Genomic DNA, 14,904 nt, shown 5'->3' on the forward strand with positions numbered 1-14,904 from the left:
AAGAGACGTACGGCGATTCAATTTGGATGCAGTAAAAAGAAAATATTTTCAAAACGTGTCGGCGTTGGACGATTTTACCCAGCGCCGACACTGGAGATGATTACAGATTGGTGATTTTCAAAGATGTGTCGGCGCGCTGTGGCAGGTATATACTGAACTTACTGCCTATGCCCCATTCAGACTCAGCTTTGAGTTCCCCGCCAGTTTGGCTAAGAATGCTCTGGGAAACGGATAAGCCTAGCCCCGTTCCCTCCCGCTTCGTCGTATAAAAAGGTGAGAAAATACGCGCTAAGTTTTCGGGTTTAATACCACAACCTTCGTCAGCAACGTGAATGATGGCGCCTAACTCCTGACCGTTTTCAATCCAGTCTTCACTGCTTATCGTCAGAGCCCCTTCTCCATTCATCGCATGAATGCCATTCATTTCAAGGTTGACCAGAATTTGCAGCAGTTGATGGCGATTAACCTCGACAGAGTTTTTGGCTTTAAGATCTGTGACGAATTGTACCGCACGCTTTTTAGAACCCGTTTTCACCAAAATGATACTTTCTTCGATAATCGGGTTGATGTGCTGCCAAGTGATCTCGTCTTGTACTCCACCTTGGCGACTGTATTGCAGCAAACTTCGGGTGATATTCCTGACTCGATCAATCTGAGCGTGGATCGCGTCAATTTCCTCTTGTACTCGCTGAGAATCGTTACCTAATTCAAACTGCATCAATTCAACGTTGCCAAGAATAACCGCTGTGGGGTTGTTAATTTCATGGGCGATACCAGCCGTCAACTCGCCTAGTGCCGCCAATTTTTCATTAATGACCAATTTGTCCCGGGTCTGATTAAGCAGTTGAATATGAAGTTCCAACTCTTCTGTTTTTTCTTTTAGGCTCGCCGTCCGCTCCTGTACTTTTTCTTCCAGCTCTCCTGCAGCCGCCTTGAGCTCATTCTTTCTTTGGTTGAGCAAATCGAGCATGTTATCAAACTGTTTTGCCAGTTGCGCCAACTCGTGATTTTCATCGAGCCCAAGCGGACCAATGCGCGTTTCTTTCCCCAGCTGAATCATCTTTACGACGCGGTGAATGTGCTCGATTGGATTGAACAAATCACGCGACCCTCGATAAACCATTAACCCAGATACCAGCAGCAGAACTAGAGTTGTAATGGAGATTTCAGCAATGTTGGTCATATAAGCTTCAACAAATGGCCACAACAAATACCCGGTATAAAGCATGCCAATAACATTATCGTATTGGTCTCGAATCGGCTGATATGCGGTTATATACCAAGCATCATAAACATAGGCTCTGTTTACCCATTCCTTGCCTTCATGAAGCACCGTTCGATTAACCTGAGGTGATACGCGAGTACCAATCGCACGACCGATTCTTCCTTCACTGTCGAGAGGAACATTCGTGCTGACTCGAAGGTCATCAAGGAAGACTGTCAAGGTGCCAACTGGGCGCAAGCTGTCTTCTTTTGTTGGATATATCAGGTCACGAATTTGATCGACCAATACCGTGCTGTTGTTGAGCAGCAATCCTCCATCAAGAAAACCAATGATGTCATTATGGCGGTTGTAAATCGTAATTACTGTACGGCTGACCAGCCCTCGACCTTCGACTCGCTGACTTTTCAGGATCGGAATTTGCGCTCGTCTGGCCAATTCAGGATCAAGCCAATTCAGCTCATCTTGTTCTAAGACATCAAAGAACGACTCCTTACGAGTCAAATCGAGATAGCGGAACTTTTTTTCAATCGTATCAACGCGATGAAATCGAAGAAAATCCAACTTATAACGCTTCTTTTGCTCGGAAACCCAACGTTCAAACTCTTGGGTGTCACCGACTTGCTTCACTCTCGATACAAACCCATAAGACTCAGCAAACGCCTTAACGTGATTGGCTTGTTTTTCTTGTATCAATTCAATGCTATTTTGCGCCACACCTAAGCGCTCAGAGACATCAAGCAATGCACTCTGCCATGTGTAGTGAATTGACCAGTAAACTGTAATTCCAATGAGAGCAATCAATGTGAGTAGGATTGGCGCAGAAGTCAGAAACATGAGGCGATATCGAACCATGGTTTTGAATCGATAACGCCATTTGGACCACAAGCCGCCTTTACTCGGCATAGTTAGACTCCGCCATTTCCCACTCTTTAAATTTGCGCTCTAGTGTTTTGCGCGCGACACCTAAATCACGTGAGGCCGCGGATTTGTTTCCGTCGTGGTAATCAACCAGTTGTTGAATATGCGCTCTTTCAACTTCCTTGAGCGACCAGCTATTGGGGTAACCTTCTTTGGCTCCGCTATCATCAGGTAAGTCCAGCACAGCACTGCCGCTAGATACAGTCACAGACACATGCGTTTGAGGCAGGTATCCATTCACTTCTCGCCAATAATGCGCCGGAGGTTTACCAAGTAAAATACAACGTTCAATCAAGTTTTTAAGTTCACGAATGTTGCCCGGCCAGTCATAGTCGTTCATCGCGATAATATCTTCATGCGCCCATTTAGGGTCAGGCATACCCAATTCAGCCGCTAATAAACGGGTAAAGAAAGGCACTAAATCGAGCAGGTCAGCTTTGCGTTCTCTAAGCGGTGCGACGTCGATTTTAAGCACATTCAATCGATAAAAGAGGTCTTGGCGAAAATTACCTTTCGACACTTCCTCTGCCAAGTTTCGATTCGTTGCTGCCACGACTCTTACGTCAACGCTGATCTCTTTTTCACTGCCCACGGGGCGAATCGTTCGTTGTTCGAGAACACGCAGCAATGCCGACTGCATTTGCAATGGCATCTCGCCAATCTCATCAAGAAACAAAGTGCCGCCGCTAGCAACTCTAAATAACCCTTCGCGGTTTTTTTTCGCACCAGTGAAAGCACCGGATGTATGACCGAACAGTTCACTTTCAAGTAACTCGGGCGCTATCGCACCGCAGTTGATAGGTACAAACGGCCCTGTTCGCTGACTCGCATCGTGAACACCACGAGCGACCAGCTCTTTACCTGTGCCGGATTCACCTTCGATTAATACGGACGCACGTGAAGGGGCAAATTGGGTAATAAGCTGTTTCAGTTGGCGCGTCTTTTCTGAACTGCCAACCATGTCAGTTTTGATAAGGCGCTTGAAGTCATGTTTTAGTGCGTATTGAAGCCGCTCGTTCAAACGCTTATCCATGCAGCGTTGTACGGCTTTGAGCATCTGATCAAGGTTAAAAGGTTTGAGAATAAAATCGGACGCGCCGAGCTTAAGTGCTGAAATTGCCGTTTCCAAATCGGCATAACCCGTCATGAAAATCACATCTGACTTTCGGTCTTCGTCGTTAAATGCCTCTTCCCAGTCGATTCCTGAGCGCCCCGGTAAGTTGATATCCAGTATGATCAAATCATAGTGGTTAACGACCCTAAGCGACTCCGCTTCCTCAATACTCCCCGACGTGTCCACTCTCGAAAACCACTTGCTGAGTGCTTTCTTGAGAATCGTCTGCATTCCGACTTCATCATCAACCACTAATACGGAAAATGCTTGATATTGCGCCACTTTACTGGGATCTAACGTTGGGGACATATTGACTCATTACTCATTTTTATAATTGGGACAGAGTGTACCAAGAAAATTTAGGACGACGAGAATTAACGTGCGACATTTTGTCCCACATCAAATTTGCAAATACTATCTCATTGATATTTAAGATAAAGGTATTTAGTGTTTATTGGCATCAAGATTGCTATTCATAGGCGTTAAACATAAAGCCCTCGATAGATCGCTCAGAAGCGGTCGTTTGAGCAATAAAGTTAGTACGGAATGAATAGCCATGAAAGCAACAACTTTTACCATTGCAGCGGCGTCTTTAGCCTTTATCAATTCTTCAGCCTTTGCGGCGGATGGCAGCCATCACATTCGCTTGGCGACCACCACCAGTACCTACCATTCTGGACTGTTGGATTATTTACTCCCTCAGTTTGAAAAAGAAACGGGCTACCAAGTCGATGTCATCGCTGCGGGCACGGGGAAATCACTCAAAATGGGTGAAAATGGCGATGTCGATTTAGTCATGACTCACGCCCCTAAAGCAGAAGCCAATTTCGTTCAAAAGGGTTATGGCGTCTTACCTCGTAAACTCATGTACAACGACTTTGTAATTGTCGGACCAGACGCTGACCCAGCCAAGGTTCACGACTCACACGACGTAGCGGAAGCGTTTAAGCACATCGCTAATATGAACGCGACCTTTATTTCCCGTGGCGATGATTCAGGCACACACAAAAAAGAAAAAGGGATTTGGCAACAGACCAAAGTCGAACCAAACTTTGGCGGCTATCGCTCAGTGGGTCAGGGAATGGGCCCTACCCTAAACATGGCGAATGAGATGCAAGGCTACACCATGACTGACCGTGGTACTTGGCTGGCGTACAACAATAAACTCGATCTCAAGATCCTGTTTCAAGGCGATCAAAAGTTGTTTAACCCTTATCAGGTAATTCTGGTGAATCCAGAACGTTACCCAAACATCAATTATCAAGGGGCTAAAGTTTTCAGTGATTGGTTGGTCAACCCTAAAGGCCAAAAGCTGATCAACGATTATAAGTTGCATGGTAAACAACTGTTTGTTGCCAATGCAAACGAAAAGTAACCCGTGATGAACTTAGGGCAGACAACAATAGACGCCTTGGCGTTATTGGCCAGCTTTGATCGGGAGCTATGGGAGATCGTAGCGGTCTCCTTCAGCGTCTCCATTACGGCCATTTCACTGGTTCTACTGCCAGCGATTCTGTTTTCTTTCATTCTTGCTTACACAGATTTTCGCGGAAAGTGGATTTTTTTGTCGTTGGTCAATACGTTACAAGCAGTTCCAACCGTTGTAATTGGCCTACTCCTCTACATGATGTTATCTCGCTCAGGCCCTCTCGGGGACTGGCAAATGCTGTTTACCCAGCGAGCGATGATTGTAGGCCAAATGTTGATCGGCTTTCCGGTTCTGGTCTCTATGATGCACGGTGCGCTGCAATCCAGTGATCGCCGCGCTGTCGAAACGGCCATTACACTGGGAGCATCCCCTTCACGCCTTGCGGCGACCATGATTTGGGAAACAAGGTTTCCACTCATGGCAGCCACTATCGCAGCGTTTTCACGCATTGTGACTGAAGTTGGCTGTTCCACTATGGTGGGCGGAAACATTATGGGGATGACGCGTAACATCCCAACCGCGATCGCAATGGAGAGCCATAAAGGCGCTTTCGCCCAAGGCGTGGCTCTTGGCATGGTTCTACTCGCGCTGGCACTTGTCCTCAACTTTTTCCTCACCAGTATGCGCGGCAAAGGCTACCTCAGAACGTAAAGGCGAATTATGACCATCAAAATCACGGCACAAGATATTTCGATGCGCTTTAAAGTACGGGTACTCTTTCATATTCCCTCTTTGAGCATTGGTCCAAACGATGCCATCTACCTAAAGGGCGACAACGGGGTTGGAAAAACGACGCTACTCAAAATTCTGTCTGGTCTGGCGAAGCCCACAACTGGGCACGTCAACGCCCCCTATGATACTTGGGTTAAGCGATTTTTTAGCCGAACAGGAAGAAAAGACGTCATCTATCTGCACCAGTCGCCTTACCTGTTTGATGGCACGGTTTATCAAAACGTCGTCTATGGCATCAGATACCAACAAGAATCACCTAAAATTAAGCGAGCTCAAGTTATTACTGCGTTACGCATGGTAGGCTTGGAAACTTTAGCGGATGAACATATTTCTGTACTTTCGGGCGGCGAGAAACAACGCGTTGCGATGGCCAGAGCCTGGATACTCAAACCATCGATTCTTTTGATGGATGAGCCCAGTGCATCTCTCGATCAAGAGTCCATTGATCGGTTGGTGATAATGGCAAAAGATCTTCTGGCTCGAGGATCAAGTATCGTTGTCACTAGCCATCAAGAAAATGCACTGACAGACTTATGCCGCAGGCAGTGGTGGATTAAAGATACGACTCTGATAGAGTCGCCCCTGCTACACGTTATTAAAGATACAAGGCAAGAGAACACTTATGCTTCTTCCAACGCAAACTAGTTGGGTTATTTTAGCTGGCGGTCAGGCCAGACGTATGGGCGGAAAAGACAAAGGCCTTATTGAACTCGACAATAAGCCTTTGATTCAACATGTATATGAACGGCTGTCCACACAAGTCTCTGACATCATGGTCAATGCAAACCGTAACCAGGATACCTATTCAAAGTATGGTGTCGTGGTCGGCGATAAAATCAAAGGTTTCCCTGGCCCTATGGGCGGTATTCACGCAGGCCTAGCGGCTGCAACTAAAGACTGGGTAGGGTTTGTTCCGTGCGACAGCCCACAAATCAGCATGGATTTGGTCGCTCGTTTTTGCTCTGCAGTTAAAGAAGATTCAGACATTCTGGTCGCCCATGACGGTGACTATCAGCAGCCCGTCTTCACGCTCTACCACAAGCGTGTACTGCCGAAACTAACCGCGTTTCTTGAACGTGGCGATAGAAAAATCATTCTTCTTTATAAAGAGTGCAAGACGCACTACGTGGACTTTAGCGATGCGACGGATTGTTTCGTTAACCTGAACACCCCTGAAGAACTGGCACAATTTGGAACCATACATTCATGAAACACTCGCTCCCTATCCCAATTCTGGGGTTTGCTGCTTATTCTGGAACCGGTAAAACCACGCTGTTGGAAACTTTGTTGCCAAGATTAACTCAGGCAGGATTACGCATTGGTATGCTAAAACACGCACACCATAATTTTGATGTAGATAAAGAAGGCAAAGACAGCTTCCGACTACGTAAAGCTGGCGCCTCTCAGATGCTCATTTCATCTCGTAATCGATACGCGTTAATGACTGAGACTCCCGAAGCTGAATCTGAATTTGAGTACCTACTTAGCCGCTTCGATACGGACACGTTAGACGTCATCTTGGTTGAAGGGTGCAAAAACATCGCCTTTCCAAAAATCGAGCTGCACAGAGAAGAAGTGGGCAAACCTTGGCTGCACCCTAACGACAGTAACATCATCGCTATCGCAGCAGACACGTATGTTGAAGATGTATCCCTGCCTCAGATGAATATTAATGATCTTGATGCAATCGCGCGTTTTGTTTGCGACTACGTCAAGCCCGAGAAGCGAGAGCAACCCGTTAAGACTTCAGGCTGTTGCGACACTTTGTCTCCTGCATTTCTTTCTGTCAGCGAAGGGCAAGACAAAATCCTTTCCTCAGTTCAATCCCTGACAGACGTGGAAACATGCACTATTGAGCAAAGCTACGGACGCGTGCTCGCCAGAGATGTGAACTCGCCAATTAATGTACCTCAATATACTAACTCTGCAATGGATGGCTATGCCATTCGCAGCGATGATCTGGAAAGAGAACAATACACCGTCGTTGCTGAAGTGCTTGCTGGGCACGCCTACGACGCGCCTCTTCACAAAGGTGAAGCGGTAAAAATCATGACTGGTGCGCCAACGCCAGAAGGTGGGGACACCGTAGTAATGCGTGAGCAGGCAAACCAAACTGGAAATCAGGTTTCTTTTGCGGGTGCATCAATTAAAGCTGGCCAAAATGTTCGTCAGGCTGGTGAAGACCTCTCAGTAGACAGTGTGGTGTTCAGCCAAGGAAAAAGACTAGAGTCACCTGAAATGGGGATGATCGCCTCATTGGGTTTTGCAGAGTGCCCTGTTTTTCGCCGCTTGAAAGTCGCGGTGTTCTCTACGGGCGATGAAGTGCAGGCGCCGGGAACCGAACAAGCTCCGAATTCTATTTATGACTCCAACCGCTTTACCCTACTTGGCCTGTTAGAAAAATTGGGCTGTGAGATCATCGACCTTGGTATCCTCGAAGACAATGAACAGAGCATGACGGAGGCCCTGCAAGCAGCCTCGGCTCAAGCGGATGCCATTATCACGTCAGGTGGTGTTTCTGTCGGTGATGCCGACTTCATCAAACTCGCTTTAGATAAATTGGGCAGCATTGACTTTTGGCGCATCAATATGAGGCCGGGTCGCCCGCTGGCCTTTGGTCAGGTGAACGATAAACCCTTCTTCGGCCTACCGGGTAATCCCGTAGCCGTGATGGTGTCGTTCATTAACTTTGTTGAGCCTGCGCTGCGTAAAATGCAAGGAGAGCAAGTTTGGCAGCCATTGAAAGTCAACGCGGTCGCACTTGAAGACTTACGTTCTCGTCAAGGCCGTACCGAATTCAGCCGTGGCGTTTATGAGATAGATCCTCAGGGACAATTGACCGTCAGAAGCACAGGGAAACAAGGTTCTGGCATTTTGCGCTCAATGAGTGAGGCCAATTGTTTAATTGAAGTTTCGCCAGCGATCGATACAGTAAAAATCGGAGAAAGCGTGACAATCATTCCTCTTCAAGGCAGAATCTAGCGCAATCAAAGGCCAGCTCAGCTGGCCTCATTTATCTTAAGAGAAAGACATATGGCTCGCACAATCCTATATACCTATAAGGCTGAAGACAAAACGCTGACTTTTTCATATCAGCAACATCGTAATATTCATGAAGCAGTGGCCGAAGCAGAAGGTATCGATATTTCCGAGTTCCTTAAGATGGAACAGCAGATTGAAGCGGTGTCAGATACTAAGGCAATGCGCAATTACCGCGACAACCACTTTAGAAAGCTAGGCTTTGAAAAAATCACGCTTCAACAGAAGCAAAATCTCGGTGTTGGTAAGAAAAACAAGTAACCAATGCAGGAGCCCCGCCAGTTGGGCTCCTTTCCTTTCAGAGCATCTGAACGAAAGTATGAGTTAGATTGTCTCCCCTTCGTTCCTGCTTCCCCAGAAAACACGTTTATACCTCTCAATCCTGAAAACTTTTTGTTCTTTCACCTAGACGGGATATATTCCTTTATCAAACTATAATCTTCTCCATAACATCTAATATACTGAACAACTAAAGTTTATTTTCAAATCTATCAACACAAGCCTTTCTTACCTACCAGATTTGCACTAGAGCACCTAGTCTAACCCCCAATTTACCACTGGAAATTGGGCCAAATCAGGCTATACCTACTACATTGGCCTTTTTCTGATTTGAGGCTCAACACATTTGTGTGATTGACTGTTTTTAGGTTAAGTAGGTGTGAGTATGAGATCGAACATCCATAACTCAATACAGGTACAAACTGGCAAGTCAAATTGCAGAATCAATTCGTCTGAAAACAAGCCACACCGCCCAGTACGACATCGCCGCAAGCAATTTGGTGGCTCTATTGTCGAGTTTGCCCTTGCAGCAAGTTTCTTCTTCGCTATTTTCATGACCATCCTTGACCTTTCGGTATACGGCTACGTCAAACTGACTATGCAGAATGCGGTCCGAGAAGGTGCACGTTACGCCGTCACAGGCCGTTCAGACCTAGACCCTGATGGCAACGGTGATCGTGAAGCGGCCGTCATTCAAATGATCTCTGACGCCTCTAACGGCTATCTAGAACAAGTGATGAATGTCGACGACATACGTGTTGAAGATATCGATGGCAACGCTGTCGCATCTTTTGGTAGTGCCGGTGACATCATCGCGATTCATTTGGACTGCGAATGGCCTGCTGCCAGCCCACTCACCTACCCATTTGTTGAAGGTGGTAAATACCAATTTACCGTCAGTACGGCGATGAGAAACGAGGCATTTTGATTTATGCGTATATCTAGATCTCTCCCCAAAAAACAAGGTGGCTTTGCCGCCGTTGAAATGGCGCTAATCACACCTTTTATGTTGGTCTTGATTGGGGGAATCATTGAGGTGACGCAATTGTTGCAATCCAACAGTGTGATGATAGGGATGAGCAGAGAGGCCGCAAACTTAGTCTCGCGAACCAGTACCAATACCCCGGATGAGATTATGACTTTGGTCGCGACAACATCTGCGCCATTAGACATGAACAGTGATGGGATTATGTACATCACGCTGGTGGTTGGGCAAGAAGCTGCGGATCCATATGTTAGCGAACAATATGTGTGGAGTAACTCGGGGCTAGTTCATAGCAGCTCAACTTGGGACCAGTGTACGACTTGGACAAATAATCAATGTGAACTGCCTGACCCACTTCCTGAGCTGACTGATTTTCCAATCACTTTGGCAGATAACGAATCCGTTTATGTGGTTGAAATACATTACGAATATACGCCATTGACTAACTATCTATACGACAGCTCATTTGTGATGAGCGATTTTACCTACTTATAAGGACGAAGTTTATGCCTTTCAAACAACGCTTAGCGAGCATACGTAAGTCAAAAGGTTTGGTGGCATTAATATCTGTAATAGCCGCACCTTTCCTAATCTTGGCAACAGGGACAGCTATTGACAGTGGTCGTGCCTTTTTAGTCAAAGCCAAATTATTCGCCGCTGTCGATGCCGCTGGTATTGCCGCAGCACGGGCGGTCGCGGAAGGAGAAGACGCCGCCAGAGATGCCGCCATTAAGTTTTTCAATGCTAACCTACCGTCGGACTACCATGACAGTACAACTCCAAGCCCAACAGTCACATTCGGCTATGATGCGTTTGGTAACATTTCCATTGATTTGTCCGTATCTTCTGAGGTCAGTACGACGTTCTTAGGTGTGTTTGGTCACAGTACTTTAGCAATAAGTGCCTCGGCACAAACCGTGCGCCGCCCCGTTGACTTGGTGTTAGTTGTCGATAACACCACTTCTTTGATGCTAGGTTCAATTGGTGATGTGACAGACGATGTCGTCGCCCGCTCTAAGGACTTCATTACCAATTTTAATGAGAGCTTTGACCGAATCGCTCTGGTCAAATACGCCTATGGTGCCGAAGTCCCCGTTGCCTTCCAAAGCTCCAGAGGCCATAGCCGCAGCGACATCACAACCGAGATTGACGCGTTCGATTTTGGTAGCCTCTCCAGCCTGCAATACACGAATTCTTCAGAAGGTATCTACTTAGCATTAGATGCTCTGAGGAATGTAACCGATCCTGCGAATCTAAAAGTCATTGTGTTCTTTACTGATGGCGCGCCAAACACCTTTGCTTCAGAGTTTGATTTTGTTGGCACCAGCACAAATTACACTGGCTCGATACGATCTAGTGATGGGTCGAGTGGTACGCCAAGAGGGCTGTGGTATCACGATGCCATTGCCACTCAATTACCAGGAGCGGGCTATGAAGGTAGCGATATTGATGACTATATTGCCGAGCTGCCTGACTACTACACCGCCCACAGCGCTAGCGCGACTGAATTCAATATACTCAACCCAAGCCACCCTGACCGCCCTGTTACTCAATACAATCCAAGCACACACTCTGCCAACGATCTCTACATTCGTGTTAATCGTGTCGCTCGAAATTTACTTGAAGATATCGCAACAGCAGCTCGTGGTGAGGATATATACGTGTTCACGTTAGGTTTAGGCTCATCTCTCACTTCGTCAACCGGACCGGATAACGAGCAAGGGGAAGATCTTCTGATGCGTATGGCGAACGACCCTAGAATGCTTGATGATGCAGACTTAGCGGGTGATTTCAGAGCCGATCAGCTTCAAGGGGTGTACTGCCACGCAGTCGATGAGGAAGCATTGGGCCCATGTTTTGACGAAATGCTAGACGTCATTATTCGTCTGACTCTATAGATCTACTTTTGGTTAAAGGGGCTTATTCATGTAGATGAGCTCCCAACTCTCTCCGTCGAATTCTCGAACGCCTTGCTCTCTCTTCACTTCGACAAAACCTAGGGACCGATAACAGCGAATAGCAGAATGATTGTGGCTAAACACGCACAACGTGATTTCACGATATCCTTGGTTTCTAGCTTCTCCAATTAACGCTTGCAACATTGTTTTCGCTACTCCCTGCCCTCTAAATTGAGGAGCAACAAAGACCCGACAGATACGAGCAATATCATTCGAATGACGATATAGCTCGACGAAGCCAGCCGCTTGGCCCTGATGAGCGTACAAATACGGTTCAACCTCAGCCTGCGAGCAATGGGCATCGACGCTTTCAACCGTTAATGGATACTGATAAGCAGGTCCACCCCACAGGTAGTTAAGCTCAGCGGAATCGATCCAGTCGATAAGCTGATTATAGTGTTCTTGTTGAAAGGCGAGCAAAGTCATTGTGATTACCATAAAAAAAGCCTGCCTAAGCAAGCTCTCAAATTTACTCAATCAAATCAAGATTATTTGATGTTGAGGAAGGCAGCACCACGCACACCACCAGAATCGCCATGTTTTGCTTTAATAATTTTCGGACACTTAGCAACAGACAGCAGATACTTAGGCACACGCTTTGGCATTTCTTCGTAGATGAGTTCGAAATTAGACAACCCACCGCCTAGCGCTACAACATGTGGATCGTTAGCGGTAAAGATATTAGCAAAGCAAATCGCCAATAACTCCATAAAGCGCTCAACGTGTTCGACCGCTTTCACTTCACCTTCCTGATGAGCATTGATGATATCAATCGCTTTCTTCGCTTCACCGTAATAGTGTTCGTAAATTAGCTCAAAGCCTCGACCTGATAAGTAGCTGTCCAGACAACCTTTTTTACCACAGCCACAACCTAGTAGCGGCGCGTTATCTCCCAAGTGGAACCAAGCATCAATCGGTAAACGCATATGGCCAAGCTCACCCGCTACGTGGTTACGACCAGAAAATACTTTACCGTCGTAAATCAATCCACCACCAAAGCCAGTGCCAAGAATTAGCCCCATAACCGAAGGCTCGTCTTTAAGCTCTTCATCCCATGCTTCAGATAGTGCAAAGCAGTTCGCATCGTTTTCAATCTTAACGCTACGGCCTATTTGGGCTTCAAGATCAGCGCGAAGTGGCTTGCCTTTAGCCGCAGGCACGTTGACCGTCAGAACGGTAGCATCATCGGCGTCTTCCATTCCAGGTAGACCTAGACCGATCTTGCCTTCGCAGCCAAACTGTTTGTCATACTTATTCACCAGTTCAGCAATCGTGCTCACTAATAAAGAATAGTCTTCCGTTGGCGTTGGTACGCGCTCTGTGGCAACACGCTCTAATTGTTCATTAAACGCACCAAATTCAATCTTAGTGCCTCCAACGTCAAAGCCGTAGTACATCGTATCTCTCCCAGAAACAAATATAAAAAAGTCAAAATCGGTTCATTATCCACATTGGTACGCCTACAATCCGTGACGTGGAACGAATTTAACCACTACCTAGGCTTAACTGTGCAGACTATCGCCAACAAGCCCATTATTTTCAGACTGAATTCTCGTTTTTCATCTTCTGAAGATAATGTTGCAGCTGTGGTCGGTCGAAATTTGGCTTAATTCGGGTCTTGCTTAACAGGTAGCTTTCTTTAAACACATCAAACCACAGTTTAAGCGTTTGCGCCGTCTGCTCTTCACCCAGTTGTTCAAGTACCAATGTGGCGACTTCTGCCGTAGCAAGATGTTGCTCATTGTCAGAACGTCTCATGACATATTGAGAAATTGATTCTGGCGACACTGACAAAACAGGAAGCGCATTCAGATATGGCGATTTTCGAAAAATGCGCCTAGCTTCTCTCCAGCTTCCATCAAGAAAGATGAGTAGTGGTTTTTTACCACCACACTGCTGACGGGCGTCTTCTCCAAGCAAGCGAGACTTATCTTCAACATATTCATCAGGAAACACAACGATGGGCTGATAGTTTTCATGATTGATCAACGACAGCATCGCCTGATCGGGTTCTGTGCGACTCCATTGATACACATAACCTTCTTTTACCGTATCAAGGATAAGCCGCCCAGTGTTGCTTGGCTTGAAGACTTCATTTTCAGACACTAGCAGCATCACCGCCACCGAGCTGGAGACATCTGGCTGGTAAGCACAGATACAAAAGTGTTCAGCTACCTGACAGTACTGACAACGCTGGACTTTACAGCCTCTTGCATTGAACGGCTTAGTCGAGTGCTCTAGGCGATGCTGATAGAGGCGGTGAAAAGCGTGGATTCTCATGTAAGTTGATGGATAATGATAAAGGGTGCAGAGTTTACCTTGAGACAAATCCGTTGCAAGTTCCATGTGGGAGAAAAACCTCGTATGCAGAATCCAGATCTTATCCGCCTAAGCTTTTTTCTTTCCGTGCTCATTCTGTGTGGATTGTGGGAGTGGCTAACTCCACGAAAAAAGCTGACTCAGAATAAGCTCTACCGCTGGATGAACAACCTTGGCTTAGTCGCGTTTAACTCTGTCTTTCTCGGCATTTTTATGCCAGTGCTGGCCTTTGAGGCAGCAAACGTTGCTATCAAACAGCAATGGGGATTACTCAATCACCTAGATTTCCCCTTCTTAGCGGAAGTCATCATGTGTGTCATTTTTCTCGATCTGGCAATCTACCTCCAACATCTGGTCTTTCATAAAGTCCCTTGGCTATGGCGATTACACAGAATGCATCATGCGGATCAGGATATCGATGTCACAACAGGTAGCCGCTTCCACCCAATAGAAATCGTCCTGTCGATGTGGATTAAAATCGCACTTGTGGTCGCTCTAGGTATCTCTCCTCTCGCAATCATCGTGTTTGAAATCATTCTCAATGCAAGCGCGATGTTTAATCACAGTAACGCCAAGCTACCATTCAAGGTGGATGCCGCTCTGCGCAAAGTGATTGTCACACCAGACATGCATCGCGTGCACCACTCAGTAATAACTCGAGAAACCCATTCTAACTTTGGTTTTTTCCTCTCTATCTGGGATCGCTGGTTCGGTACTTACATCGCTCAACCTGAGCGTGGCCACGATGAGGTCAAGATAGGCATTCCATTGTTCCAACGCCCACGAGAGCAATGGCTGGACAAGATGCTCACGCAACCCTTTAGGGAAAATTAACCACAACTTTATCTTCGGTAACAGAAGAGAGTCGGCACATCGAGACATGATCTAGAATTAGGCTAAGGCGCT

Annotated in this window: 15 protein-coding genes; 10 read left to right on the forward strand and 5 right to left on the reverse strand. The window is 46.6% G+C overall.

Annotated elements, in window-relative coordinates:
• Positions 1–100: 100 nt before the first annotated feature.
• A complete protein-coding gene (locus tag F0265_RS15515) occupies positions 101–2,128 on the reverse strand; it encodes a cache domain-containing protein (RefSeq protein WP_171749575.1) in 2,028 nt (675 codons plus the stop codon).
• Positions 2,118–3,566 (reverse strand): sigma-54 dependent transcriptional regulator, encoded by a 1,449-nt coding sequence (locus F0265_RS15520; protein ID WP_171749576.1) that lies wholly within the window; start codon positions 3,564–3,566, stop codon positions 2,118–2,120. Before F0265_RS15520 ends, F0265_RS15515 begins: the two co-directional genes overlap by 11 nt.
• Positions 3,567–3,813: 247 nt before the next feature.
• On the opposite strand from F0265_RS15520, the gene F0265_RS15525 reads away from it, so the two are divergent.
• From F0265_RS15525 to F0265_RS15565, 9 genes are all read left to right on the forward strand, one after another.
• Entirely contained in the window at positions 3,814–4,632 is an 819-nt protein-coding gene (locus F0265_RS15525; protein WP_171749577.1) for a substrate-binding domain-containing protein, read from the forward strand.
• Positions 4,633–4,638: 6 nt separating this feature from the next.
• Positions 4,639–5,337: an ABC transporter permease gene (locus F0265_RS15530; RefSeq protein WP_171749745.1), complete on the forward strand. Its 699-nt coding sequence runs from the start codon at positions 4,639–4,641 to the stop codon at positions 5,335–5,337.
• Between the two features lie 9 nt (positions 5,338–5,346).
• On the forward strand, positions 5,347–6,063 hold the full coding sequence (locus tag F0265_RS15535; RefSeq protein ID WP_171749578.1) for an energy-coupling factor ABC transporter ATP-binding protein: 717 nt from the start codon (positions 5,347–5,349) through the stop codon (positions 6,061–6,063).
• On the forward strand, positions 6,041–6,628 hold the full coding sequence (gene mobA / locus F0265_RS15540) for a molybdenum cofactor guanylyltransferase MobA (RefSeq protein WP_006962328.1): 588 nt from the start codon (positions 6,041–6,043) through the stop codon (positions 6,626–6,628). Before F0265_RS15535 ends, mobA begins: the two co-directional genes overlap by 23 nt.
• Positions 6,625–8,400 (forward strand): bifunctional molybdopterin-guanine dinucleotide biosynthesis adaptor protein MobB/molybdopterin molybdotransferase MoeA, encoded by a 1,776-nt coding sequence (locus F0265_RS15545; RefSeq protein ID WP_171749579.1) that lies wholly within the window; start codon positions 6,625–6,627, stop codon positions 8,398–8,400. Before mobA ends, F0265_RS15545 begins: the two co-directional genes overlap by 4 nt.
• Positions 8,401–8,451: 51 nt before the next feature.
• Positions 8,452–8,718, forward strand: a complete 267-nt coding sequence (locus F0265_RS15550; protein WP_171749580.1) for a DUF2960 family protein — start codon at positions 8,452–8,454, stop codon at positions 8,716–8,718.
• Positions 8,719–9,121: 403 nt separating this feature from the next.
• Positions 9,122–9,664, forward strand: coding sequence for a TadE family protein (locus tag F0265_RS15555; RefSeq protein WP_095560197.1), 543 nt, complete (start codon positions 9,122–9,124; stop codon positions 9,662–9,664).
• A 3-nt stretch (positions 9,665–9,667) separates the two neighbouring features.
• Positions 9,668–10,216, forward strand: a complete 549-nt coding sequence (locus F0265_RS15560) for a TadE/TadG family type IV pilus assembly protein (RefSeq protein WP_171749581.1) — start codon at positions 9,668–9,670, stop codon at positions 10,214–10,216.
• An 11-nt stretch (positions 10,217–10,227) separates the two neighbouring features.
• Positions 10,228–11,619: a vWA domain-containing protein gene (locus F0265_RS15565; protein ID WP_171749582.1), complete on the forward strand. Its 1,392-nt coding sequence runs from the start codon at positions 10,228–10,230 to the stop codon at positions 11,617–11,619.
• A gap of 12 nt (positions 11,620–11,631) precedes the next feature.
• Here the strand turns inward: F0265_RS15565 and F0265_RS15570 are convergent, their stop codons facing one another.
• The 3 genes from F0265_RS15570 to F0265_RS15580 form a co-directional block, all read right to left on the reverse strand.
• Complete coding sequence (locus tag F0265_RS15570) at positions 11,632–12,105, reverse strand: GNAT family N-acetyltransferase (protein ID WP_171749746.1); 474 nt, start codon at positions 12,103–12,105, stop codon at positions 11,632–11,634.
• 62 nt (positions 12,106–12,167) lie between these two features.
• Positions 12,168–13,076: an N-acetylglucosamine kinase gene (nagK, locus tag F0265_RS15575; RefSeq protein ID WP_171749583.1), complete on the reverse strand. Its 909-nt coding sequence runs from the start codon at positions 13,074–13,076 to the stop codon at positions 12,168–12,170.
• Positions 13,077–13,218: 142 nt separating this feature from the next.
• On the reverse strand, positions 13,219–13,959 hold the full coding sequence (locus F0265_RS15580) for a tRNA-uridine aminocarboxypropyltransferase (protein WP_171749747.1): 741 nt from the start codon (positions 13,957–13,959) through the stop codon (positions 13,219–13,221).
• Positions 13,960–14,043: 84 nt separating this feature from the next.
• On the opposite strand from F0265_RS15580, the gene F0265_RS15585 reads away from it, so the two are divergent.
• Positions 14,044–14,832, forward strand: coding sequence for a sterol desaturase family protein (locus F0265_RS15585; protein WP_171749584.1), 789 nt, complete (start codon positions 14,044–14,046; stop codon positions 14,830–14,832).
• The last annotated feature ends 72 nt before the right edge of the window (positions 14,833–14,904 follow it).

This window comes from Vibrio sp. RE88 (genome assembly GCF_013113835.1).
Taxonomy (GTDB): Bacteria; Pseudomonadota; Gammaproteobacteria; order Enterobacterales; family Vibrionaceae; genus Vibrio.